Origin of the sequence: Kitasatospora sp. NPDC018058, from assembly GCF_044327205.1 — a bacterium.
Lineage (GTDB): Bacteria > Actinomycetota > Actinomycetes > Streptomycetales > Streptomycetaceae > Kitasatospora.
In genome coordinates, this window is sequence record NZ_JBIRFA010000014.1 from 1 (window position 1) to 20,749 (window position 20,749).

Annotated in this window: 17 protein-coding genes; 4 read left to right on the forward strand and 13 right to left on the reverse strand. The window is 73.6% G+C overall.

Annotation, left to right across the window (positions count from 1 at the left end; translation table 11 throughout):
- The coding region (locus ACH4E7_RS20645) for a type I polyketide synthase (RefSeq protein WP_396250458.1) at nt 1-2,936 on the forward strand (2,936 nt) is incomplete at its 5' end.
- A gap of 104 nt (nt 2,937-3,040) precedes the next feature.
- On the opposite strand, the gene ACH4E7_RS20650 is transcribed toward ACH4E7_RS20645, so the two are convergent.
- The 8 genes from ACH4E7_RS20650 to ACH4E7_RS20685 all read right to left on the reverse strand — a co-directional run bounded on the left by ACH4E7_RS20650 (nt 3,041) and on the right by ACH4E7_RS20685 (nt 13,180).
- Nucleotides 3,041-3,739, reverse strand: coding sequence for an alpha/beta fold hydrolase (locus tag ACH4E7_RS20650; RefSeq protein WP_396250459.1), 699 nt, complete (start codon nt 3,737-3,739; stop codon nt 3,041-3,043).
- A 319-nt stretch (nt 3,740-4,058) separates the two neighbouring features.
- The gene (locus ACH4E7_RS20655; protein ID WP_396250460.1) at nt 4,059-4,814 is read right to left on the reverse strand and encodes a methyltransferase domain-containing protein; all 756 of its coding nucleotides are present in this window, start codon (nt 4,812-4,814) and stop codon (nt 4,059-4,061) included.
- A gap of 3 nt (nt 4,815-4,817) precedes the next feature.
- Nucleotides 4,818-5,576 (reverse strand): SDR family oxidoreductase, encoded by a 759-nt coding sequence (locus tag ACH4E7_RS20660; protein WP_396250461.1) that lies wholly within the window; start codon nt 5,574-5,576, stop codon nt 4,818-4,820.
- A complete protein-coding gene (locus ACH4E7_RS20665; RefSeq protein ID WP_396250462.1) occupies nt 5,564-6,433 on the reverse strand; it encodes a TauD/TfdA family dioxygenase in 870 nt (289 codons plus the stop codon). Before ACH4E7_RS20665 ends, ACH4E7_RS20660 begins: the two co-directional genes overlap by 13 nt.
- 11 nt (nt 6,434-6,444) lie before the next feature.
- A complete protein-coding gene (locus ACH4E7_RS20670) occupies nt 6,445-7,701 on the reverse strand; it encodes an aspartate aminotransferase family protein (RefSeq protein ID WP_396250463.1) in 1,257 nt (418 codons plus the stop codon).
- A gap of 30 nt (nt 7,702-7,731) precedes the next feature.
- Nucleotides 7,732-11,805 carry an AMP-binding protein gene (locus tag ACH4E7_RS20675; RefSeq protein WP_396250464.1) on the reverse strand — a complete coding sequence of 1,358 codons (4,074 nt, stop codon included), beginning with the start codon at nt 11,803-11,805 and terminating at the stop codon, nt 7,732-7,734.
- Nucleotides 11,802-12,371: a DUF6309 family protein gene (locus ACH4E7_RS20680; RefSeq protein WP_396250465.1), complete on the reverse strand. Its 570-nt coding sequence runs from the start codon at nt 12,369-12,371 to the stop codon at nt 11,802-11,804. Before ACH4E7_RS20680 ends, ACH4E7_RS20675 begins: the two co-directional genes overlap by 4 nt.
- Nucleotides 12,372-12,382: 11 nt before the next feature.
- Nucleotides 12,383-13,180, reverse strand: a complete 798-nt coding sequence (locus ACH4E7_RS20685) for a phytanoyl-CoA dioxygenase family protein (protein ID WP_396250466.1) — start codon at nt 13,178-13,180, stop codon at nt 12,383-12,385.
- 387 nt (nt 13,181-13,567) lie between these two features.
- Between ACH4E7_RS20685 and ACH4E7_RS20690 the strand changes: the two genes are divergently transcribed.
- From ACH4E7_RS20690 to ACH4E7_RS20700, 3 genes are all read left to right on the forward strand, one after another.
- A complete protein-coding gene (locus tag ACH4E7_RS20690; protein WP_396250467.1) occupies nt 13,568-14,236 on the forward strand; it encodes a TetR family transcriptional regulator in 669 nt (222 codons plus the stop codon).
- Between the two features lie 122 nt (nt 14,237-14,358).
- On the forward strand, nt 14,359-14,553 hold the full coding sequence (locus ACH4E7_RS20695; protein WP_355675598.1) for a DUF1918 domain-containing protein: 195 nt from the start codon (nt 14,359-14,361) through the stop codon (nt 14,551-14,553).
- Between the two features lie 53 nt (nt 14,554-14,606).
- Complete coding sequence (locus tag ACH4E7_RS20700; RefSeq protein ID WP_396250468.1) at nt 14,607-15,332, forward strand: DedA family protein; 726 nt, start codon at nt 14,607-14,609, stop codon at nt 15,330-15,332.
- A 1-nt stretch (nt 15,333) separates the two neighbouring features.
- Here ACH4E7_RS20700 and ACH4E7_RS20705 read toward each other — a convergent pair whose 3' ends face one another.
- The 5 genes from ACH4E7_RS20705 to ACH4E7_RS20725 all read right to left on the reverse strand — a co-directional run bounded on the left by ACH4E7_RS20705 (nt 15,334) and on the right by ACH4E7_RS20725 (nt 20,719).
- A complete protein-coding gene (locus ACH4E7_RS20705) occupies nt 15,334-16,074 on the reverse strand; it encodes a PIG-L deacetylase family protein (RefSeq protein ID WP_396250469.1) in 741 nt (246 codons plus the stop codon).
- A gap of 76 nt (nt 16,075-16,150) precedes the next feature.
- Nucleotides 16,151-17,602, reverse strand: a complete 1,452-nt coding sequence (gene tnpB, locus ACH4E7_RS20710; protein WP_396250470.1) for an IS607 family element RNA-guided endonuclease TnpB — start codon at nt 17,600-17,602, stop codon at nt 16,151-16,153.
- 125 nt (nt 17,603-17,727) lie between these two features.
- A complete protein-coding gene (locus ACH4E7_RS20715) occupies nt 17,728-18,930 on the reverse strand; it encodes an MFS transporter (RefSeq protein ID WP_396250471.1) in 1,203 nt (400 codons plus the stop codon).
- A gap of 5 nt (nt 18,931-18,935) precedes the next feature.
- On the reverse strand, nt 18,936-19,505 hold the full coding sequence (locus ACH4E7_RS20720) for a GNAT family N-acetyltransferase (protein ID WP_396250472.1): 570 nt from the start codon (nt 19,503-19,505) through the stop codon (nt 18,936-18,938).
- The gene (locus ACH4E7_RS20725; RefSeq protein ID WP_396250639.1) at nt 19,502-20,719 is read right to left on the reverse strand and encodes a type III PLP-dependent enzyme; all 1,218 of its coding nucleotides are present in this window, start codon (nt 20,717-20,719) and stop codon (nt 19,502-19,504) included. Before ACH4E7_RS20725 ends, ACH4E7_RS20720 begins: the two co-directional genes overlap by 4 nt.
- Between the last annotated feature and the right edge of the window lie 30 nt (nt 20,720-20,749).

Here is a 20,749-nt window from a genome sequence, read left to right on the forward strand (position 1 = left end):
GCCACCCCGAAACCCGCACCACCACAACAGCCCTCGCCACCCTCCACACCCACGGCCACCCCGTCACCTGGCCCCACCTCGACGGCATCGCCACCCACCCCGCCGACCTGCCCACCTACCCCTTCCAACGCGAGCGCTACTGGCTCCACCCCACCCCCAGCACGGCCTCCGGCTCCACCGGTCTCGTCTCGGGCGGCCACCCGCTGCTCGACATCGCGATCGAACTCCCGGACGGCGGTCACCTGTTCACCGGTGTCCTCGCCCTTCAGCACCACGCATGGCTGGACGGGCACGCCGTCCTGGGTGTTCCGGTACTGCCGGGCGCCGCGTTCGCGGACATCGCGCTGACACTCGGTGATCGGCTCGGCCTCGGCCGGCTGGACGACCTCGCCCTCGAGCACCCGTTGGTGCTTCCCGAGCGGGGCGAGGTCGAGTTCCAGGTGTTCGTCGGCCCGGCGGACGAGTCGGGGGCCCGCCCCATCGACTTCCGCTCCCGCCCGCGCCCCACCGACCACGAGGCAGCCCAGGAGTGGGTCGGCAACGCCTCCGGCCGGCTCGCCGTGAGCACGCCGTCCCCCGCTGCGCCCCGGCCGGAGGCCTGGCCGCCGGCGGGCGCCGAGCCGGTGCCGGTCGAGCCCCTGTACGCGCAGGTCGCCGCAGTCGGCGTCGACTACGGTCCACTCTTCCGCGGCCTGCGGTCCGCCTGGCGGCACGGGACGGACCTCTACGCCGAGGTCGCCCTCCCCGAGGGCACCGCGACGGACGGGTTCGCCCTCCACCCGGCGCTGCTCGACGCCGCCCTGCACCCGCTGCTGGTCTGGTCCGGCGCCGACGACGGCCTCCAGCTGCCCTTCGCGTGGCAGGGCGTCAGCCTCCGGAGCAGCGCGGGGACCGCACTGCGCGTGCGGATGTCCCGCCTCGGCGCGGACGGCCTCGCCCTCACCCTCACCGAGCCGGTGACCGGCGCGCTGGTGGCCTCCGTCGAGTCCCTGGCTGTACGCCCGGTCGACCCGGCGACGTTCCACCGCGCAGGCACCGCCGCCCCGCTGTACGGACTCGACTGGGTCACCGTGGCCCGGTCGGCCTCGGAGTCGGTCCGTCTCGCCGCACTCGGCACCCTTCCGAAGGTGCCCTCAGGCCTGCCCCTCGACGTCCACCCGGACCTTGAGACCCTCGCCGAGAAGACGGCCGACGCCCCGCCGACCGACGTGCTCCTCGTCCTGCCCACCGAGGCCGACACCGACCACGGGCCCGACCCGGTGGCGGCCGCCCACCAGACCGCGGAGGCCGTTCTCACGGCCGTTCAGGACTTCGTCGCCGACGAGCGGCTCGCCGACAGCCGACTGGTGGTGGTGACGCGGGGCGCCGTGGCGGCCCGCCCGGGCGACGACGTCCCGGCGCTGGCGGGTTCGCCCGCCTGGGGCCTGGTCCGCGCGGCGCTCTCGGAACACCCCGGCCGGTTCGCGCTGGTCGACCACGACGGCAGCGACGCCTCCTGGCTGGCCCTGCCGACCGCGCTCGCCGTCGAGGAGGAGCAGGTCGCCCTGCGCGACGGGCAGCTCCTGGCTCCGCGCCTGGCCGCCGTCGGCGCGTCCGAGGACCTGGCCGAGCCGCGCCCGCTGGACCCGAACGGGACCGTCCTGGTCACCGGCGGCACCGGCACCCTCGGCACCCTCCTCGCCCACCACCTCGTCACCACTCACGGTGTGCGGCACCTGATGCTCACCAGCCGACGCGGCCCCCACACCCCGGGAGCCGCCCAACTCATGGACGAGCTCCGGGAACTGGGCACCACCGTCACCGTCACCGCCTGCGACACCACCGACCCCGACGCCGTGAACACCCTGCTCGCCGGCATCCCCACCGAACACCCCCTCACCGCCGTCATCCACACCGCCGGTCTCCTCGACGACGCCACCCTCACCACCCTCACCGCCCACCAACTCCACACCGTCCTCCAGCCCAAGATCGACGCCGCCTGGCACCTCCACCGGGCCACCGAACACCTCGACCTCCGCGCCTTCGTCCTCTACTCCTCCATCGCCGGCACCGTCGGCAGCCCCGGACAGGCCAACTACGCCGCCGCCAACGCCTACCTCGACGCCCTCGCCACCCACCGCCACGCCCACGGCCTACCCGCCCACTCCCTCGCCTGGGGCCTCTGGGCCCAGCCGGGCGGCATGGCGGGCACCCTGGACACCCAGGACCAGGCCCGACTGCGCCGCTCGGGCATCGCGCCGATGTCCGCCGGGTACGCGCTCGCCCTGTTCGACCGGGCGCTCCTCACGGACCGGCCGGTGCTCGTGCCCGCCAGGGTCGACACGGCGGCACTGCGCAGCGCCGAGACGGTGCCGCCGCTCTTCCGCTCGCTGGTCCGCCCGGCGGCCCACGCGGTCTCCGGGTCCACCCGGACGGCCGACGAGCCGGTGCTGCGCGAGCGGTTGGCGGTGCTCAGCGCCGCCGAACGGCTCGACGCCCTGCTGGACCTCGCGCGTACCAGGATCGCCGAGATCCTTGGCCACGACAGCCCGCGCGCGGTCGGCCCGGACCGCGGCCTGATGGACCTCGGCTTCGACTCCCTGATGGCCGTCGAGCTGCGCAACAGCCTGGGCCGGCTCACCGGTCTGCGGCTGCCGAGCACCTTCGTCTTCGACTACCCCACACCCGTCGCCATGGCCCAGGAGCTGGACGCCCGCCTCGGCCTCGGCGACGGCGGCGGCGCGGACGACGGTGCCGACACCGCCGACGAGGCGACGATCCGCCAGGCCCTGGCCGCCATCCCGCTGGACGTCCTACGGGCGTCCGGGCTGATCGAACCGCTGCTGCGCCTTGGCCGGACGGCCGAACCTGCGCCGGCCCCGGAGGACCGCAGCGCCTCCATCCAGGAGGCCGACACCGACGAGCTGATCCGGATGGCGCTCGCCGGCCTCGACTGACCACGCTCCAGCGCCACGCAGCCCCGGCCCTCCAGGCCGGGGCTGCACGGCGTCCACGGCGTCCACGGCGTCCACGGCGTCCACGGCCAGGCTGATGACGTCCGTTACTCCCCGGCGGCGTCCAGCAGGATCCGGGCCAGTTCGGCGGGCCGGGAGAACATCGGCCAGTGTCCGGTGGCCAGTTCGACCAGGCGCCACTGCCCACCCGCCACCAGCGCGGCCACGTCCTCGTCGGGCTCCTCCCCCGCGAGCAGGCACCGCAGGTACGTCGCGGGCAGCTCGCCGAGGGGGCGGGTCAGGACGGCGGGCTCGGTCAGGGTGGCGCCCGGGTGCGGAGTGGAGCCGGTGACGATGCGGGCGATCTGCTCGTCGGTGAGGTCGTGCCCCTCGAAGTGGGCGGCGGAGGCGCGCGGCCAGAAGCCGTCGTTCCCGGTGATCGCCGCCGTCAGCGCCGCTCCGCCGTCCGGCCAACTCGCGGCGAAGGACCGGCCGTCGACCGGGACGCCGGAGTCGACGAAGACCACGTGGGCCAGCCGGTCGCCGATCCGGGCCGCGGCCTGGCCGACCGGGATCCCCCCGTAGCTGTGGCCGACCAGGACGACCTCGCGCAGGTCCAGTCGCTCGATCGCAGCCACGATGTCCTGGACGTGGGTCTGCTGCCCGGCCGGCACGCCCTGCTTGTCGGCGAGGCCGGAGAGGGTCAGCGGGTGGACGCCGTGTCCGGCCGCCCGCAGGTGCGGCACCACGTCGCCCCACGCCCATGCCCCGAGCCGCGCGCCCGCCACCAGTACGAAATTCACCATGATCGTCACCGTAGCGGTCCGCCTCCGCGGCGCCCCAGGGAATTGTCCATGCCCCGGACATGACACATGCTCGCCATCCGCCTCGGCCACACTCCCCGCCCACCCCGGCAGCCGGACGACACCTCGAACAGGGAGCCGACGGTGGCGGATCGGAATCAGGCCTCGCGGCACCAGGGCGACGAGCCCGCTCCCGACAGTAACCGCGGTGGCCGTCCTCAGTCGACGGCCACCGCGGTGAACTCGGCCGTGTGGACCGCGTCGCCGTGCTTAGCTGATGCGTGTTCATATCGTCAACCATGACCCGTGAGGCCGCAGTTGATCAAGCGATTCTCCGGGATACCCCCTCCCGGTGTCGCCATCGCACCGGATCGAAGGCGGTCACCCGGGGTTCCGACGAGGCCTGCGCCCGGTACCCACCGCACGAGAGCACCAGCATCTCGTCGCCCCCGGGCTGGAATTCGTACGCCACCCTCTCCACCCGGCTCCCGATCCCGACCCCGGCCAAGTCCTCCCGCAGCCGTTCCAGCCCGTCGTACCGCTCCCCGGTGTCGTACACCACGACCGGGAAGATCCGGACCTCCCGCCGCGCCACCCGGGCGAGTTCCAGCAGCGCCGCCCGGTGGAAGTCCCCGCCGAGCCGATTGCCGTAGGAGAACAGCAGGTGTGAGCTGAGCACCAGGTCGAAGGATCCGTCGGCGAAGGGGAGTTGCGGCAGCGCCCCGGCCAGGTAGCGCTCCGGCCGGGCGGTGATGTCGGAGCGGAACAGCCGGGCGCTGCCGATCCGCTCCCGGAGCAGGCCGGCCGGGTCGCCGTACCAGGACCAGACGAAGTCCGCGGCCTCCCGCATCAGCTGCCCGCGTTTGAAGAGGGTCTCCCGCTCGACCAGCAGCCCCAGCTTCTCTCGGTGCGAGGCGTATTCACGGTCCACCGCCACCGCGTCGATGCCGCGCTGCCCCGCTTCGGCCACGAAGCTCGCCGCGCCGCCCGGGCAGTCCAGGATGCGCTGCGCCAAGTCCCGGTCGGTGAGCGCGAACATCGCCCGGTACTCCGCGAAGGAACGGGCGCTGACCAGCACGGCTCACCCCCGCCCGACGAACGGCATGGTGCTCGGCAGCACCACCAGGGACTGGATGGTGGTGTCCGGCGGCTGCGAGGCCATCAGCAGCAGGGCCTCGGTGAAGCGCTCCACCGGGATGGTCGCCTCCACCGCCATCGTCCCGTCGGCCTGCATCGCGGCGGGCTGCGGGCCACCGTCCAGCGGGGTGACGTTGCCGACGTCGATCTGCCCGCAGGAGATGCCGTACGGACGGCCGTCCAGGGCGAGCACCTTGGTGAGGCCGAGGACGGCGTGCTTGGCGGCCGTGTACGCCAGGGAGTTGGGGCGCGGCACGTACGCCGAGGGCGCGCCGTTGTTGATGATCCTGCCGCCCTGCGGGGACTGGGCGCTCATCAGCCGGAAGGCCTCCCGGGCGCACAGGAAGCTGCCGGTGGCGATGGTGTCCAGCACCCGGTTCCAGTCCTCGAACGGGGTCTCGACGATCGGCCGACGCGGGGCGGCCGCACCCGCGTTGTTGAACAGCAGGTCGAGGCGGCCGTACCGGTCGCGGACGGCGTCGAAGAGCCGGGCGACCTCCTCGGGGCTGCGGATGTCGGTCGGGACGGTCAACACCCGTGCCGGGTCGACCTCCGAGAGCGCCGCGGTCTCCTCCAGGGCGTCCTTGCGCCGCCCGGCGAGCACCACCGTCCAGCCCGCCTCCAGCAGGGCCAGCGAGGAGGCCCGGCCGAGCCCGCTGCCGCCGCCGGTGACCAGGGCGATCCTTCCGTTCAGAGTGTCCATGCCTCCCCCTCGTTCAGCCAGATCCGCAGCATCCGCCGGGCGTGCGGACCGGGTTCGTCCACGTACGGTGAACGCCCGTGCAGCACCCGGCTGTTGCGGATGACCAGTAGGTCTCCGGCGGCCATCGGCAGCCCGAAGGCGATCTCCGGCCGGTACAGCACCTCGTCCAGCACGCCCAGCGCCTCCCACTGACGGTCCGTCAGTTCCGGTGCGCCCCGGTCGGGGGAGGAACGGACGGTGCGGGTCTGGTAGTAGCAACCGATGGTCCCGTCCTTCTGCGGATACAGGATCGGGGTGACCACGACCTGCGGGCCCGCCCGGCCGGTCCGGTCGAAGGTCCAGTCCTCACCGAGGGTGGCCAGCGCGTCCGGCCGTTCCTGCCCGATCAGGTCGTGGACGTGCCGGGCGCTCGCCAGCTTGGTCAATCCTCCCCCGTGGTAGGCGGGTTGGATGCAGAGCAGGACGAGCAGGTCGCAGGTGTCGCAGTGGAAGCCGAGTTCGGTGTTGCCGTCGCCGTCCTGGTCGCGCAGCACCGAGGTGAGGTCGCCGCGCCCGTTCTGCGGCACGATCCGGCCGAAGTCCCGCAGCAGGAAGGAGAGCGCCTCGGCGATCTCCCGTTCCGGCTGCGCCGGGTCGACCAGCCGGCCGACGTGGGCGAGGCCGACCGAGGCGAGGCCGTCCCGGACGAAGCCGCGCAGCCGCCGGCGCACCGGCTCGGCCACGCCCCAGCGCTCGGCCCGCGCGTCGGCCCAGAGCAGCCGCCGCTCCTCGTCCCCCAGCGGCAGCGACCACAGCTCCCGTCGGGCCTCCAACTCCAGGCTGCTCCAGCCGATCTCGGCCACCGTGTGCTCACTCATGATGCCTCCTTCTACCGGGCCCCGGCCGCGACGGCCTTGGACCAGAGCGCCAGTGCCTCGTCGATCTGCCCGGCCGTGACGACCAGCGCGGGGATCATCCGGACCACGTTGAGGTGGATCCCGCAGAGCAGGAGCAGCAGACCGAGGTCGGCCGCGGCCTGCTGGGCCCGCCGGGCGGCGTCCGGGTCCGGTGTGCCGTCCGGGCGGCAGAACTCGCTGGCCGCCATCAGCCCGAGGCCGCGGACGTCGGCGATGCCGGGCGCCTCGGCGGCGACCGTCCGCAGTCCGTCCAGCAGCCGCACGCCCTGCTCGGCCGCGTTCTCGACCAGCCGTTCCTCGCGTAGCACGTCCAGGGTGGCCAGGGCGGCGGCGCAGGCCACCGGGTTCCCGCCGTAGGTGCCGCCCTGCGAGCCGGGCCAGGCGCGCCGCATCAGCTCGGTCGGCGCGGCGATCGCGGACAGCGGGAAGCCGCTGGCCAGGCCCTTGGCGGTGATCAGCACATCGGGCACCACCCCGTCCTCGTACTGGTGGGCCCAGAACCGGCCGGTGCGGCCGAAGCCGCTCTGCACCTCGTCCACCACGAGCAGGATGCCGTGCCGGTCGGCCCGCTCGCGCAGTCCGGCCAGGAATCCGGCCGGGGCGGGGACGTAGCCGCCCTCGCCGAGCACCGGCTCGACGAACATGGCCGCCGTCTCGGCGGGCGCGGAGACGGTGGCCAGCACCTCGTCAAGCCCGCGCAGGGCGTGCGCCACGGCCTCCTGGTCCGACAGCCCCAGCCGGAAGGCGGCCGGGAAGGGCGCCACCGCGACGCCGGGCACCAGCGGGCCGATGCCCGCCCGGAAGCGGGTCCCGGCGGTGGTGAGCGAGGCCGCACCCATGGTGCGGCCGTGGAAGGAGCCCTCGAAGACGATCACGTTCTGCCGCCCGGTGGCGTGCCGGGCCAGCCGCAGCGCCGCCTCCACCGCCTCCGTCCCGGCGGTGGCGTAGCACAGCGAGTCCAGGCCGGGCGGCAGAACGTCGCCCAACCGCTCGGTGAGGGTGAGCAGTCGGTCGTGCAGGACGGTGGTGTACTGGCCGTGGATCAGCCGGCCGGCCTGCTCGCGGACCGCCTCGACCACGCGCGGGTGGCAGTGGCCGGTACTGGTCACCCCCACGCCGGAGGTGAAGTCGAGGTAGCGGCGGCCGTCGGCGTCGTAGAGGTGGAGGCCTTCGCCGCGGACGGCGACGACCGGGGTGGCCTGCTTGAGCACCGGGGAGAGCTGGGACAACGGAGTCTGCCTTCTTCTGGAGGGGACGGGTCAGCGGGGCGGCAGGTAGCCGGCCTCGGCGGCCCAGGTGAGCGCGGCCGACCACCACTGCGGGGTCGGCGCGGTGAAGCGGACGCCCAGCCGGTCGAGCACGGAGGTGGTGTAGGCGCAGTCCACCCGGACGTTGCGCTCCTCCTGCTGGGCCCAGGCGGCGGCCAGGCGGGCGGCTGTCGGGTGCCGGTGCTCGGCCCGGGCGATGGCGGCCGCGAAGGTCCCGTCGTCGGTGATCCGGACGGGGTAGCCGAACTCGGCGAGCCGGCCCACGAGTTCGTCGTGCGGTGTCAGGTGGGGGTTCTCGACGTGGTACGCGCCGGGTGCGGCGTACGGGTCCAGCGCGATCGCGGCGATCCCGGCGGCCACCGTGTCCACGTGCGAGAACGCGAAGGCGGTGTCCGGCCGGCTGGGGGCGGCGCCCGCCAACAGGTAGCCGCGGATGAGCTGGTAGATCCGGTTGTCGCCGATGTTGGCCTGGAACGCCCCGGTCCGGCTGTGCGCCGCGATGTGGCCGCTGCGGTACAGGTAGGCGGCGTGCCCGGTGGCCGCCCAGGCCCGAACGGCCTGCTCGGCCCGGTACTTGGTGCGCTCGTACGGGGTGCGGAAGTGCTGGCCGATCCACAGGTCCGCCTCGCTGAAGCGGCGCGACGGGCCGTCCACCCCGCCGGAGACGGCGAGGGTGGAGACGTGGTGGACCGCGGCGGCCGGGGTGTGCTCCTCGACCCATCCGAGCAGCCGGCGCACCGCCGCGTGGTTGGTGCGCTCCAGCTCGTCGGGCGAGGCGACCAGTCGGACGTCCGCCGCCGCGTGCACCACGATCCGGGCGGTCCGGGCGTGCTCCAGCCCGGCCGGGGAGAGGCCGAGGCCGTCCCGGCCGATGTCCCCTGCGACGGCCCGGGCCCGGCCGACTGCCAGGCGCCGTAAGGCCTCCGCCTCGTCGGCGGCCCGGACCAGGCAGGTGACCTCGGCTCCGCGCCGCAGGAAGGCGTACAGCAGGTGGCGGCCGAGGTAGCCGGTGGCGCCGGTGAGCAGCACCCGGGCCGGCTCCCGGACGCTCACCCGGGCGGTGCGCGGCACCCGGGCGTGCAGCAGTTGCCCGGAGGTGGACAGCGGCGCCCGCACGGGCCGCTCCGCCGACGGTCCGGCGAGCGCCTGGGCGAACCGGGTGACGATCCGCTCGGCGGCGGGGTGCGCCACAGCGGGCCACCCGTACACCAGGTCGGCGACCAGGCGCTGCTCCACCACCCTGGCCGTGAGCCGCAGTCGGTAGATCGGGTCGCCCCCGGCGCAGCGGGCCACGCCCGCCTGCTCGTCGGCGACGGTCCAGTCCAGCGCGGGTTCCTCGGGCAGCCGGAAGGTGCCGAGGAAGTTGAACCCGACGGTCGGGCGCTCGCCGGACGTGTCCATCGCCCGGACGGGCGCCTCCCGCAGCCGCTGCGCCACGGCCTGCGCGCCCGCCGCCGGTTCCAGCTCGACGTGCTTGACGGCGGTGAACCAGCCGACGGTGTCCAGGAATTCGCCCGGGTCGCCGGCGGTGTCCCGACCGTGGGTCTCCACCTCCACGGCGAGCCGGGGCTCGCCCCGCCACTGCGCGACGGCCCCGGTGAAGGCGGCGAGCAGGGCGGCCTCCAGGTCGGCCCCGCCGCCGTGTCGTGCGATCAGTCGGGCGGTGGGTTCCTCGTCCAGGGCCCAGCTGAGCGCGGCCGGTCGGGAAGGCGGAACGGGCTCGGAGGTTTCCGGCGCAGGTGTCGGCGGGGCGGCCGCCGCCCACTGGTAGAAGTCGGGCGTGGGCGGCAGGTCGGCCGGTCGTCGATCGAGCACAGTCCGGTCGAGCACCGCACGGTAGGCGTGGGCGAGGTCGTCCAGCAGGATCCGCCAGGACAGCCCGTCCACCACCAGGTGGTGGGCGATCAGCGCCAGCCGGTCGTCGGTGCCGGGCGGCCCGGTGAACAGGTGGGCGCGCAGGAGCCGTCCGGCCAGCGGGTCGAGGCTGCGGTGGAGTGCGGTGCAGACCCCGGCGACGGTGTCGGCGATCGCGCCCGCCGCGCGCGGGATGCGGGAGTGGGAGAGCGGGTCGAGGTCGGCCACCGCCCTGGGTTCGCCGTACCCCTCCGGCGAGACGGGGCGCCGCAGTGCCGGGTGGCGTTCCAGTACGGCCCCGACCGCCGCCGAGAGTGCGGCCGGGTCGACGGCGGTGCGGCAGCGCAGCAGCACGGACTGGTTCCAGTGCCGCAGGTCCTCGACGGACCGCTGCCGGAACAACCAGCGCTGGGCGGGCGCGAGTCGGCCTCCGCTGTCGCCGCGACGCGGTACCGGAACGGCGGGAACCACCGGCTCGGCCACCGAAGCCAGCCCGGCTGCCGTCGGGTGCCGGTAGAAGTCCTCGTAGGCGACCCGCAGTCCGGAGCGCCGCAGGAAGGCGATGGTGCGCATGGCGAGGATGGAGTCCCCGCCGAGGCCGAGCACGTCCGCCTGCGGTCCGACGCCGGACAGTCCGAGCGCGTCGGCCCAGAACCGGGCGATCTCCCCGGCCAGGCCGTCGCCGGCCGTGCCCGACGGCTCCGCTCGGGCCTCGACCAGTTCGGACACCAGAGTGCCCAGCCGCCGCCGGTCCAGCTTGCCGTTCGGCCCGACCGGGAACTCCGGCAGCACCAGGATCGGCTGTGGCACCGAGTAGCCGGGCAGCCGGTCGCGCAGGTACGCGCCGAGGCCGTCGACACCCGAGCCGTCCAACAGTCGCACCGCGCCCAGCAGTTGGTTTCCCACCCCGGTCTCGCGCAGCAGCGCCGCCGAACCCGCCACGCCGGGGTAGCCGTCCATGGCCCGCTCGACCTCGGAGAGGTCGACCCGGTAGCCCCGGACCTTCACCTGCCGGTCCACCCGTCCGAGGAAGACCAGGTGACCGTCCGCCCGTCGACGGCACAGGTCACCGGTGCGGTACATCAGGTGCCCACCGCGCCGGACGAAGCTGCGCGCGGTCTCGTCCGGCCGGCCGAAGTAGCCGGCGCTGACGCCCCGCCCGCCGATCAGCAGCTCGCCCTCCGGCGCGGCCCGCCCCTCCCCGTCCACCACGGCGAGCAGCGCCTCCCCGATACCGCTGCCGATCGGCACGGTCGGCTCCCCGACGGGCAGCTCATGTGCGGCGGTGGCGAGGAAGCAGGTCGCCCCGACCGTGGTCTCCGTCGGCCCGTAGTGGTTGACCAGCCGCTCGGTGACCCCGCCGTCCAGCAGTGCGGCCGCCAACGGGCGCGGCAGCGCCTCGCCGCCCAGCAGCAGGGTGCGCAGCGGTGCGGTGTCGGTCGGGCGGCCCTCCAGCAGGGCGGTCAGATGCGAGGGGGTGGTCTTCAGCGTGTCGACCCCGACCCGGCGCAGCGAGGCCCAGAAGGCCTCCGGGTCACGCACCTCCCGGTCCGGGACGACGTGTACCGAGCCCCCGGTGGCCAGGGCGAGCAGCCAGGCGGTGTGGCCGAGGTCGGCGGCCAGCGTCGTGACGTGCGCCAGGCGGGGCGCGTCGGCCGAGGTCAGGCCGAGCCGCGCGGCCAGCGACAACGCGTAGTGCACGGCGTTGGCGTGGGTGACCGCCACCGCCTTGGGCTCGCCGCTGGACCCCGAGGTGAAGGACAGGTAGGCGAGGTCCTCGGCGCCCACCTCCCCACCCCGCCCCGAGGGACCGGCCGCCTCGACGTCCACCACGTCCCCGCCGAGCCCGCCCTCCGTGGCGAGCACCCGTCCGACCCGAACGGCGGCGAGCCGCCGGGCGAGGTCGGCCGCCGACCAGTCCGGGTCGGCCGGCACGGCCGCCGCGCCGGAGCGCAGCACCCCGTGCAGCAGCACCAGCATCCGGGCGTCCCGGGGCCCGAGCAGGGCGACCCGGTCGCCCGGGCCGGTGCCGTCGGCAGCCAGCCGGGTGGCGATCCGCCCGGCGGCGGTGTCGAGCGTGCGGTAGTCGTAGGCGCGGACGCCGTCGGTGACGGCGGGCCGGTCGGGGTGGGACCGGGCGAGGTGCGACAGGAGCGCGGTCAGCGAGCCGGTGGCGGACGTGGACCGGAGGTGCTGCGTCGCGGAGGTCACGCCGACTCGTCCCCCGTCCGTGCCGTTCCCACCGGCTGGGCGAGCACCCCGGGGTCGCCCACCAGGTACCCGTCCAGCCCGGCCCGTTCGGGCAGACGCCCGGCCAACTCCCAGGCCAGCATGCGGTGCAGGCCGTCGATGTGGATCAGTCCCTCCCGGACCAGCAGGTCCGAGTAGTCGGAGTGGTCGACCGGCCCGGTGCTGAGGAAGAGCGGCGTGAACGGTGCCCAGCGCAGCAGCCGCAGCTTGGCCGCGCAGACCGGGTTGGCCGCCGCCCAGGCGGCTGCGCCGGAGCGGACGCGTTCGGCCGCCTGGGCCACGGTCAGCCCGGTCCGCGGGACGAGTTCGAGCTCGCCGCCCTCGCTGAGGTGCCAGGGCAGGAGGACGCCGAGGATGTCGTCCCGGCTCAGCCGGACCCGCCACCAGCCGCCGGGGATCCGGTCGGCGCGTTCGATGTTCTCCTCGCCGTACGGGTTGCTGTTCGCCTCGTGAGCCCGCTCCACCGGGTGGTCCCGCAGGTAGGCGTCGTGGACCTCGGGGTAGGCGACGGCGGTGACGATCTCCACGGCAGTGCTCCTCAGACGGATCCGGTGTACTCGGTGAAGTGGTGTTCCGCGAACAGCTCGGGCCACTGGCCGTCGGCCAGGTCCAGCTCGCGGGCCCGGGCGAGCATCTGCCGCCAGTAGGGCTTCACCGGGCGCCAGCGCGCTCCCACCTGGCAGTAGGAGGCGTCGATGAAGTACCGGGCTCCGCCTGGCCCGTCCGGTGCCGGTCTGCGGGTGTGGAACAGCGCCGAGTTGAGCAGCACGGTGGAGCCGGGCGGCAGCCGGTCGATGACCACCTCGCCGGGCAGTTCCGCGGTGCCGTGGTGGGCGTAGGCGGTCTTGCCGACGGTGCTGCGGTGCGAGCCGGGCAGCACGGCCAGGCGGCCGACCTTCCCGTCCAGGCCGCCGAGGTAGTGCAGCGCGTGGACCATCAGCAGCGACGGATCGGAGCCGTCGTTGGGCTCGCAGTCGTGGTGCCAGGGCTTTCCGGGGATGCCCGGGGCCTGGCGGTCGCTGTGCAGGTGGTGGAAGACGAAGGAGGGCCCGATCAGTCCGGTCAGCGCCCGCAGCAGCGGCGGGTGGGCGAGCAGCTGTCCGTGGGCGGGGAGCTCCAGTTCCAGCAGCGGGGGCGGCCCGTGCCGGTCGGGGTGGGTGCAGGCCTGGATCGAGCGGGCCCGCAGGCCCTCGTCCACCCAGCGGTCCACTTCGGGGACGAGGCGTTCGCGCAGCGCCTCGGGCAGCAGTCCGGGCAGGACCAGGTAGCCGGATTCCAGGAACTGGCGGCGGTGCTCGGTGTCGAGGGCCTCACGCCCAGCGGAGTACAAGGTCACCGAACCGACCCCCTCCTTCCGTTCGACGGGATCGCACAGGGACGGGACGCGCAAGGGGATGTGGCACGAGCCAAGAGGCACACGGGTTCATCCAGACCTCAGGTGGCGGCGGTGTCGCCCGTCGTCGCCACGGACAGCTGAGATTCGCGGCCACCGGAATCCACGGGCACCACGAAGAGGAATGCCGCGATCACGCAAAGTGATCCGCCTCAGGAGTATGAACCGGCCTTCGCGTCCACGACAAGACCAAAGCCAACCCGTGGACACCTTCCCGCCACCGTGCCGTTCAGCTCCGGCCACCAGTCGATTCCTCCCCCACGGGAAACTCCGGTCGTGCCGTGTCCCGGTGATTCGCCGTCGGAACAGCGGATGCGGCAGAGTTGCCACATGAGCTCGGACACGCGGAGTCACCACAGCCCCGGAACGACCCGCCGCCGGCCGGTCCAGCAGCGCAGCCAGGAGCGGTACGGCCGCATCCTGGACGCCTGCGCCGGGCTGCTGGACGAGGTCGGGGCGACCGCGCTCACCACCAAGGAGGTCGCCCAGCGCGCCCAGGTGCCGATCGGCACCCTGTACCAGTTCTTCGCCGGCAAGGAGGACCTGCTGGCCGCGCTCGCCACCCGCAACCTGGACCGGTACCTCCAGCGCCTGGACGCCCGACTGGCCGAGTCCGCCCCGGTGGGCCCGGCCGGCTTCACCGACCTCGCGGTGGAGGAGTTCGTGGCGATGAAGCGCGCGGTGCCCGGCTTCGGCCAGGTGGACTTCGGACTGGCGGGGGCGGGGGTGCCCACCGGGGTCCGGGACGAGCAGCACCTGCTGGACGCGGGCGTGGACAACAACACCGCCGTCGCCCTGCGTCTGCAGGCCCTGGGCGGCGAACTGTTCGCGGCGAGCGACCCGGCGGCCACCACACTCACCCTGCGGGTCGCCCTGGAGGCGGCCGACGCGGTGCTCAAGCTGGCCTTCCGGGGGGATCCGGACGGCGATCCGGCGCTGATCGCCGAGTGCAAGCGGCTGGTGCGCGGTTACCTTGCGCAACAGCCGTCCGGCCTCTGACGCGGGGCCCACGGGTCCGGCGCGTCCCGTCCGCCCGAGCCGTTGCGAGCGCGGCGCGCCCGCAGCACAGTGGATAGCGGAACGGCTGCGGAGGCGGCCTCCACGACCCGAGGAGTACGACCATGCACGCAGCGGTAGGTGACCAGCTCCACATCCACAGCAGGTCGGTGGGCATGGTGGACCAGAAGGGCGAGATCATCGAGGTGCGCGGCACCAACGGCGAGCCCCCGTACGTCGTCCGCTTCGAGGACGGCCACGAGGGCCTGATCTACCCCGGCCCCGACTGCAACATCGAACCGCGCCTGGCGGAACGCTGACCGACTCCCCCACCACCCCGTGCCCGACCACCGGGGCGAGGTGGTGAGGAACGGTGTCCACCCCCTCGCCCCCGCTGCCCGGGGCGCTCGCCGGGCTCACGCCACTGCTGGACCACTACGGGTACCTCGCGGTGGCGCTGCTCGTACTGCTGGACAACTGCGGCATCCCGGTACCCGGGCAGACCATCCTGGTGCTCGCCTCGGTGTACGCCGGCACCGGGCACCTGGACTTCGCCGCCGTGCTGCTGATCGCGGCCTGCGCCGCCACGCTCGGTAACAGCCTGGGCTACCTGATCGGCCACACCGGCGGGCGCGCCTTCGTCCACCGCTGGGGCCGGTACGTGCTGCTCACCCCGGCCCGGATGGAACGCGCGGACGGCTTCTTCGCCCGCCAAGGCGGCAAGGTGGTCACGGTCGCCCGCTTCGTGGACGGGCTGCGCCAGTACAACGGCATCATCGCCGGGACCACCGAGATGCCCTGGCGCCGCTTCTCCGTCTTCAACCTGATCGGTGCCGTGCTGTGGACCGGCGTATGGGGCACAGTCGGCTATGTCGCCGGGGCCAACATCGGCACGGTCTACCGGACGGCGATCCGCTACCAGCTGTGGTTCGCGATCGGCCTCGGGCTGCTGGTCGCGGCCTTCCTGCTCCGGCAGGTGCTGCGCTACCGGCGTCAGCGCCGCGAAGGCGCCGACGCCGACTCGGACGCTGGCTCCGGCTCGGACTCCGACTCCGGCTCCTCATCGGACTCCGGCTCGGACTCCGATGAGGAGTCCTGACTCAGCGCAGCGGGAACACCTCGAACGGCACCGCGAAGCGCGTCCCCAGCCGGGCGCCCGCGCCCCGCCCGAAGCCCTCCAGGAACTCCCGGGCGTCCGCCATCGCCCCGCCCAGCCCGGCCAGGTACGCCTTGTGCTCCTCCAGTGAGGCGACGCCGACGTCGAAGTGGTCGCTGGTGTCCACCGCGTGCCGGGACTCCGGCGAGGCCGCCGCCCAGATCTGCCGCACCCCGTTCCACGGCTCGTGCCCCTCGTCCAGCAGCTCGCGGAACACCCAGCGGTTCCCGGCGTCCCGAACCCCGTCCAGGGCGGCCCGGCCGACCGCGATGTGGTCGGCCTGGTTGAGGAGCACCCCGCCGTAGGTCTCCCGGAAGTTGCCGGTGATCACGATGTCCGGCCGGTGCCGGCGAACCACCCGGGCGATGTCCCGGCGCAGCGGCAGCCCGTACTCCACCACCCCGTCCGGGTACCCGAGGAACTCGACGGTCTCCACCCCGACCACCCGCGCCGAGGCTATCTGCTCGGCCTCCCGCAGCGGCCCGCACTCCTCGGGGCTCATCGAGTCGATCCCGGCCTCGCCGCTGGTGACCATCACATAGATCACCTTCTTGCCCTGCGAGGTCCAGCGGGCGACGGCCGAGGCACCGCCGTACTCCATGTCGTCGGGGTGCGCGACGATCGCCACCGCGGTCTGCCAGTCCTCGTCGACGTGCTCGAAGGGCTCGGGGGCCTGCTCGGTCATGCTGCTCTTCCGTTCCTGATTCCGTAGTCGAATACCAGCAATCCCGGCCTTTCGGCCGGGAAGGTCCGTAGCGGTGTCACCACAGCGTGAGCGCCGTGGTGTCCTGATGACGGTCTCGCGCTTCCTCCGGCCGCTGGTGCGGCACGATCGCGCCACCCGCGCCACCACCCGCAGCCTTGCGGCTGCGGGTGGTGGCGCGGGTCTTCCGGTCGGCTCCACGCGGTTTCGACGCTCGCGCGTCCGGGTCTCCGGCCACTCCGGTACCCGTGGTACGGGCCGACGCGAGGTCGGCGAGGTTGCGGGCCGCGTTCTCGTCCCGGTCCATGACCAGACCGCAGGCGTCGCAGATGAACACTCGGACGTGCAGTGGCAGTTTGGCTTTCACTGTCCTGCAGTTCGAGCAGGTCTTGGAGGACGGGTACCAGCGGTCCGCCACTACTGTGCGGCCTCCGGCCCAGCCGGTCTTGTAGGTGATCTGACGGCGGATCTCGCCGAACCCGGCGTCCTGGATCCTGCGGGCCAGACGGTGGTTCCTGAGCATGCCGGCCACGTTGAGGTCTTCGACCATCACCGTGCCGTACTCGGCGGCGATGCCGGTGGTGAGCTTGTGCAGGGCATCGGCGCGCAGGTTCGCCACCCGGTGGTGCACACGGTTGCGCTCGGCGTCGGCGATCAGCCACCGCTTGGACGGGTTCCGACCGGTTCGCCGATCCGGGCCCTGGCGGCGCGAGACCCGGCGGGAGAGGCGCTTGAGCCTTTTGAGCGCGGTGTCGTAGTGCGCCGGGTTCGGCACGTGCCGAACCTCGCCGGCGCTGTCGGCCATCACCGCCAGGCACTTCACGCCCAGGTCCACGCCCACCACCGTGTTCGGGCGTGCGGCAGTGCGTTCGGTCTTTTTGACCTCGACCTGAAACGAGACGAACCAGCGGCCGCGCTCATACCGCACGGTCGCCGACAGAAGGCGAGCCGTGCCGTTGCCGATCCGCCGTTCGAGCTTGCGCGTGGACTCGTGGGTACGGATCGTCCCGATCCGGGGAAGCGTCACATGCCTGCGGTCGGGCTCGACGCGGATGGCGCCGGTGGTGAACCGACACGACAGGCTGGCCCTGTGCTTCGACTTTCGACGCGGCATCCCCACCTGCCTGCCCTTGCGGCGGCCGCGCTTGGACTTGGCATAGTTGTCGAACGCGGCGGCGGCGTTCGCCAGACCGGTCGAGTACGCCTCCTTCGAGTTCTCCTCCCACCAATCGGCGAACCGGGGATCGGTCCTCTTCGCCTCGTTGAACACCTTCCGCAGCGCGGGCAACGACCACGGCCGCCACTCGGTCAGCTCGGCCTCGGGGATGCCATAGGACTCCTCAGCCTTCCTCTGCCACCACGACGCCTCGACCCACGACACCGCCCAGTTGTACGCAGCCCGAGCCGCGCCACAGTGCGACCGAAGAGCCGCCTCCTGCTCGACGTTCGGATCCAGCGCGAAACGGTACGCCTGGACAACGAACCCAGGACGCTCCTCAAACTTCCGCACGACCCCCCCCCAGCCAGAGCCAGATCAGCAACGTCTCGGACCATACCGGACGGCACTGAAAAACAAGCTCGCGCGGCACATCCGTGACGGGAACGCGGGTGTGCCGGGCGAGGGTTGAGGGTGGATCAGTCGGCCTCGGGTCTGAGCTGAGCGACGGCGGCAGCGGGCTGCGGCCAGCGGATGCGGGTGGCGCAGAGGGATACCACGGCCGCGGAGACGGCGACCGCGGCCATGCCCCAGACCAGGCTGGTGGCGCCGGCGATGAAGCCGATGGCGGCGGGGCCGGCGAGCAAGCCGGTGGTGCCCAGGGCGGCGACCAGGGAGAGGGCGTCGGAGCCCTGGCGGGCGGCGGCGACGTAGACGCACGGGGTGACGGCGGCGACGCCGAGGCCGACGCAGGCGAAACCGAGCAGGGTGGGGACGACGCCGCCGACCAGCAGGGCGAGGGCGAGGCCCAGGCCGGCCAGCAGGCTGCCGGTGCGGACGATACAGCCGTCGCCGAAGCGGGTGCGCCAGCCGTCGGCGAAGATCCGGGCGCAGACCATCATCACCGAGACCACGGCGATGCCCATCGGGGCGAGCCCGGCGCCGGCGTGCACCACGTCCTTGAGGTAGAGCGCGGACCAGTCGTTCATGGCGCCCTCGGTGACGGTGCCGAAGACCATCGCCAGACCCATCCAGAGCGTCGCCGCGGCGGGCAGGGTGAAGCCGCGCCGCTGTTTCGCCGCCTCCGCCGTCACCTCCTCCGCGGCTTCCTGCGGCCCGTCGGCCAGCAGCCCGGGCCGGGCGGCGACGACCAGCACGGCCAGCAGCAACGCGGCCAGGCCGAAGTGGACGGCGAGGGTGCCGGTGAAGGCGTTGACGCCGGAGGCCAGCAGCGCGGCCAGCAGCGAGCCGGCGCTGAAGGCGGCGTGCAGCCTGGACATCGTGGTCCGCTCGAAGCGGGCCTCCAGCGCGGCGCCCTGGGCGTTCATCGCGACGTTGAGGCAGCCGACCGCGACGCCGTCGCAGAACAGCACCAGCAGGGTGACCGGGTAGTCGGGCACCGACGACAGCGCGAGCAGGATGACGCCGAGGGCGAGCGTGGACAGCACCGAGAGCAGGCGGGAGCCGAGCCGCCGCATCAGCACCGCGACCAGCGGGAAGGACACCGCCGCGCCGATCCCGCAGGTCATCAGCAGCAGGCCGATCTGGGCCTCGCCCAGGTCGAGCCGGGCCTTGAGCGCGGGCACCCGGGAGACCCAGGTCGCGTACTGGAATCCGAGGGCGAAGAACAGTGCGCCGATGGCCAGTTGGGACCGGCGGAACTCGTCGCGTACGGGGGACATGTGTATCAGCCCACTTCGGCTCTGGGTGGGGACCCGGGGGTCGGATCGGTGGAGTGCGGCAACGGGCCGGCGACGGCGGCTTCCAGGGGCTTGACCATGTAGACCGCCTCGGCGCCGTAGCTCGGGGGCAGCCCGATCTCGGGCCGGGCACGGTAGCCGATCGGGGTCCACAGCACCTGCGAACCGCGGACGGCGACCAGCGAGAGGGTCCGGTAGCCGGCCGCCCGCCCGGTCTCCTCCAGGTGCCGCAGCATCCGGTGGGCCAGGCCCCGGCCGCGGGCCCGTTCGGCGATCACCAGGTCGTGGGCGTGCAGGTTGCCGGCCCTGGAAACGCCTGCGGACTCCGCCAGGCTGAGGTCCGGACAGCGGAACAGCGGGTACGGCAGCGCGAGCAGGTAGCCGCCGAAGTCGCCGGCGTGCTCCAGGACAAAGCAGGTGGAGGGCGAGGCCCGGTGCCGGGAGCGCAGTGCCTCGCCGCCCTCGGAGAGCCCACTCGCGGCGTAGGCGCGTTCCTCCGCCGCGATGACGGCCGGCCAGTCGTCCTCGTGGAGCGGCCGGATCCGGGTGTCGGTCATGCCTCGCCTCCCCCGGCGTCGCCGCCGACGCAGGTGGACGGCAACGGTGCGAAGCCGTTGAACCCCCGCGTGGCGTAGGCGGTGGAGTACGCGCCGCAGGAGTGGATCCACACCGGGTCGCCGGAGGCGACGGCGTGCGGGACCCGGACCAGGCCGCCCTCCTGGGCGTAGGCGTCGTCGCTGTCGCAGGTCGGGCCGGCCACCACGGCGTTGACGAACTGCCCGCCCGGATGGGTGGGGAACTCCAGCCGGTACTGCAGCTGGTCCATCTCGTACAGGCCGTTGAACTTGCCGCAGCTCAGGTAGAGCCAGTCCTCGCGGGTGCCGTCGAGCCGGTGGCGGGAGGAGAGCCGGGCGACGTGGGCGCGGATCGCGCCGTGGTCGGCGACCAGGTGGCGGCCGGGTTCCAGCAGGAACTCCAGCGGGGCGGCGTTGACGGCGCGCAACCGTTCCATGCCCTCGCGGATCACCGCGAACATCTTGTCCAGCGGCGGTTCGAGCGGTCGGCCCTGCCGGTCCAGCACGCCGAGGGCGGGCAGTCCGCCGCCCAGGTTGATCCGATTCGGCACGATGCCGAGCCAGTTGAGCGCCTCCAGCACGGCGGCCAGCGACTCGACGGCCGCACCCCAGGCCTCGGCGGTCATCTGCTGCGAGCCGACGTGCACCGACAGGCCGGAGGGCACCAGCCCGGCGGTGCGGGCGGCGCCGAGCACTCGCAGGGCGTCCTCGGGCGAGCAGCCGAACTTGTGGCTGAGGCCCCACAGCGCGCCCTCGCCGGTGGTGGCCAGGCGGCAGAACACCCGTGATCCGGGGGCGTGTTCGGCGATCGCGGCGACGTCCTCCAGGCTGTCGGTGGCGAAGTCGCGCACGCCCAGCCGGTAGGCCTCGGCGATGTTGCGGTCGGACTTGACGGTGTTGCCGTAGTGGATCAGTTCGGGGGCGACCCCGGTGCGCAGCGCCTGGGCGATCTCCTGAGGCCCGGCCGCGTCGAAGCCGGAGCCGAGCCGGGCGAGGTGGCCGAGCACCTCGTCGACCGGGCAGGCCTTCATCGCGAACCGGACGGCGACGCCGGGCAGTTCGGCGCACAGCGCGGCGTACTGGCGGCCGATGCCGTCCAGGTCGTAGACGATGGTGTCCTCGACGGAGGCGGCGAGCGCGGCGCGCAGGGCGGTGTGGTCGTGCCGGTCCCAGCGGGGCGCGGTGTCCGCGCGCACGGTGGCCCGGGCGGTCGGGGCGCGGTGGTT

What these genes read in the sequence shown, in the direction of transcription:
- ACH4E7_RS20720 (WP_396250472.1), bottom strand. Translation starts at nt 19,505, where the DNA reads ATGACCGACACCCGGATCCGGCCGCTCCACGAGGACGACTGGCCGGCC.
- ACH4E7_RS20650 (WP_396250459.1), bottom strand. Translation starts at nt 3,739, where the DNA reads ATGGTGAATTTCGTACTGGTGGCGGGCGCGCGGCTCGGGGCATGGGCG.
- ACH4E7_RS20665 (WP_396250462.1), bottom strand. Translation starts at nt 6,433, where the DNA reads ATGAGTGAGCACACGGTGGCCGAGATCGGCTGGAGCAGCCTGGAGTTG.
- ACH4E7_RS20660 (WP_396250461.1), bottom strand. Translation starts at nt 5,576, where the DNA reads ATGGACACTCTGAACGGAAGGATCGCCCTGGTCACCGGCGGCGGCAGC.
- ACH4E7_RS20695 (WP_355675598.1), top strand. Translation starts at nt 14,359, where the DNA reads ATGCACGCAGCGGTAGGTGACCAGCTCCACATCCACAGCAGGTCGGTG.
- ACH4E7_RS20690 (WP_396250467.1), top strand. Translation starts at nt 13,568, where the DNA reads ATGAGCTCGGACACGCGGAGTCACCACAGCCCCGGAACGACCCGCCGC.
- ACH4E7_RS20715 (WP_396250471.1), bottom strand. Translation starts at nt 18,930, where the DNA reads ATGTCCCCCGTACGCGACGAGTTCCGCCGGTCCCAACTGGCCATCGGC.
- ACH4E7_RS20705 (WP_396250469.1), bottom strand. Translation starts at nt 16,074, where the DNA reads ATGACCGAGCAGGCCCCCGAGCCCTTCGAGCACGTCGACGAGGACTGG.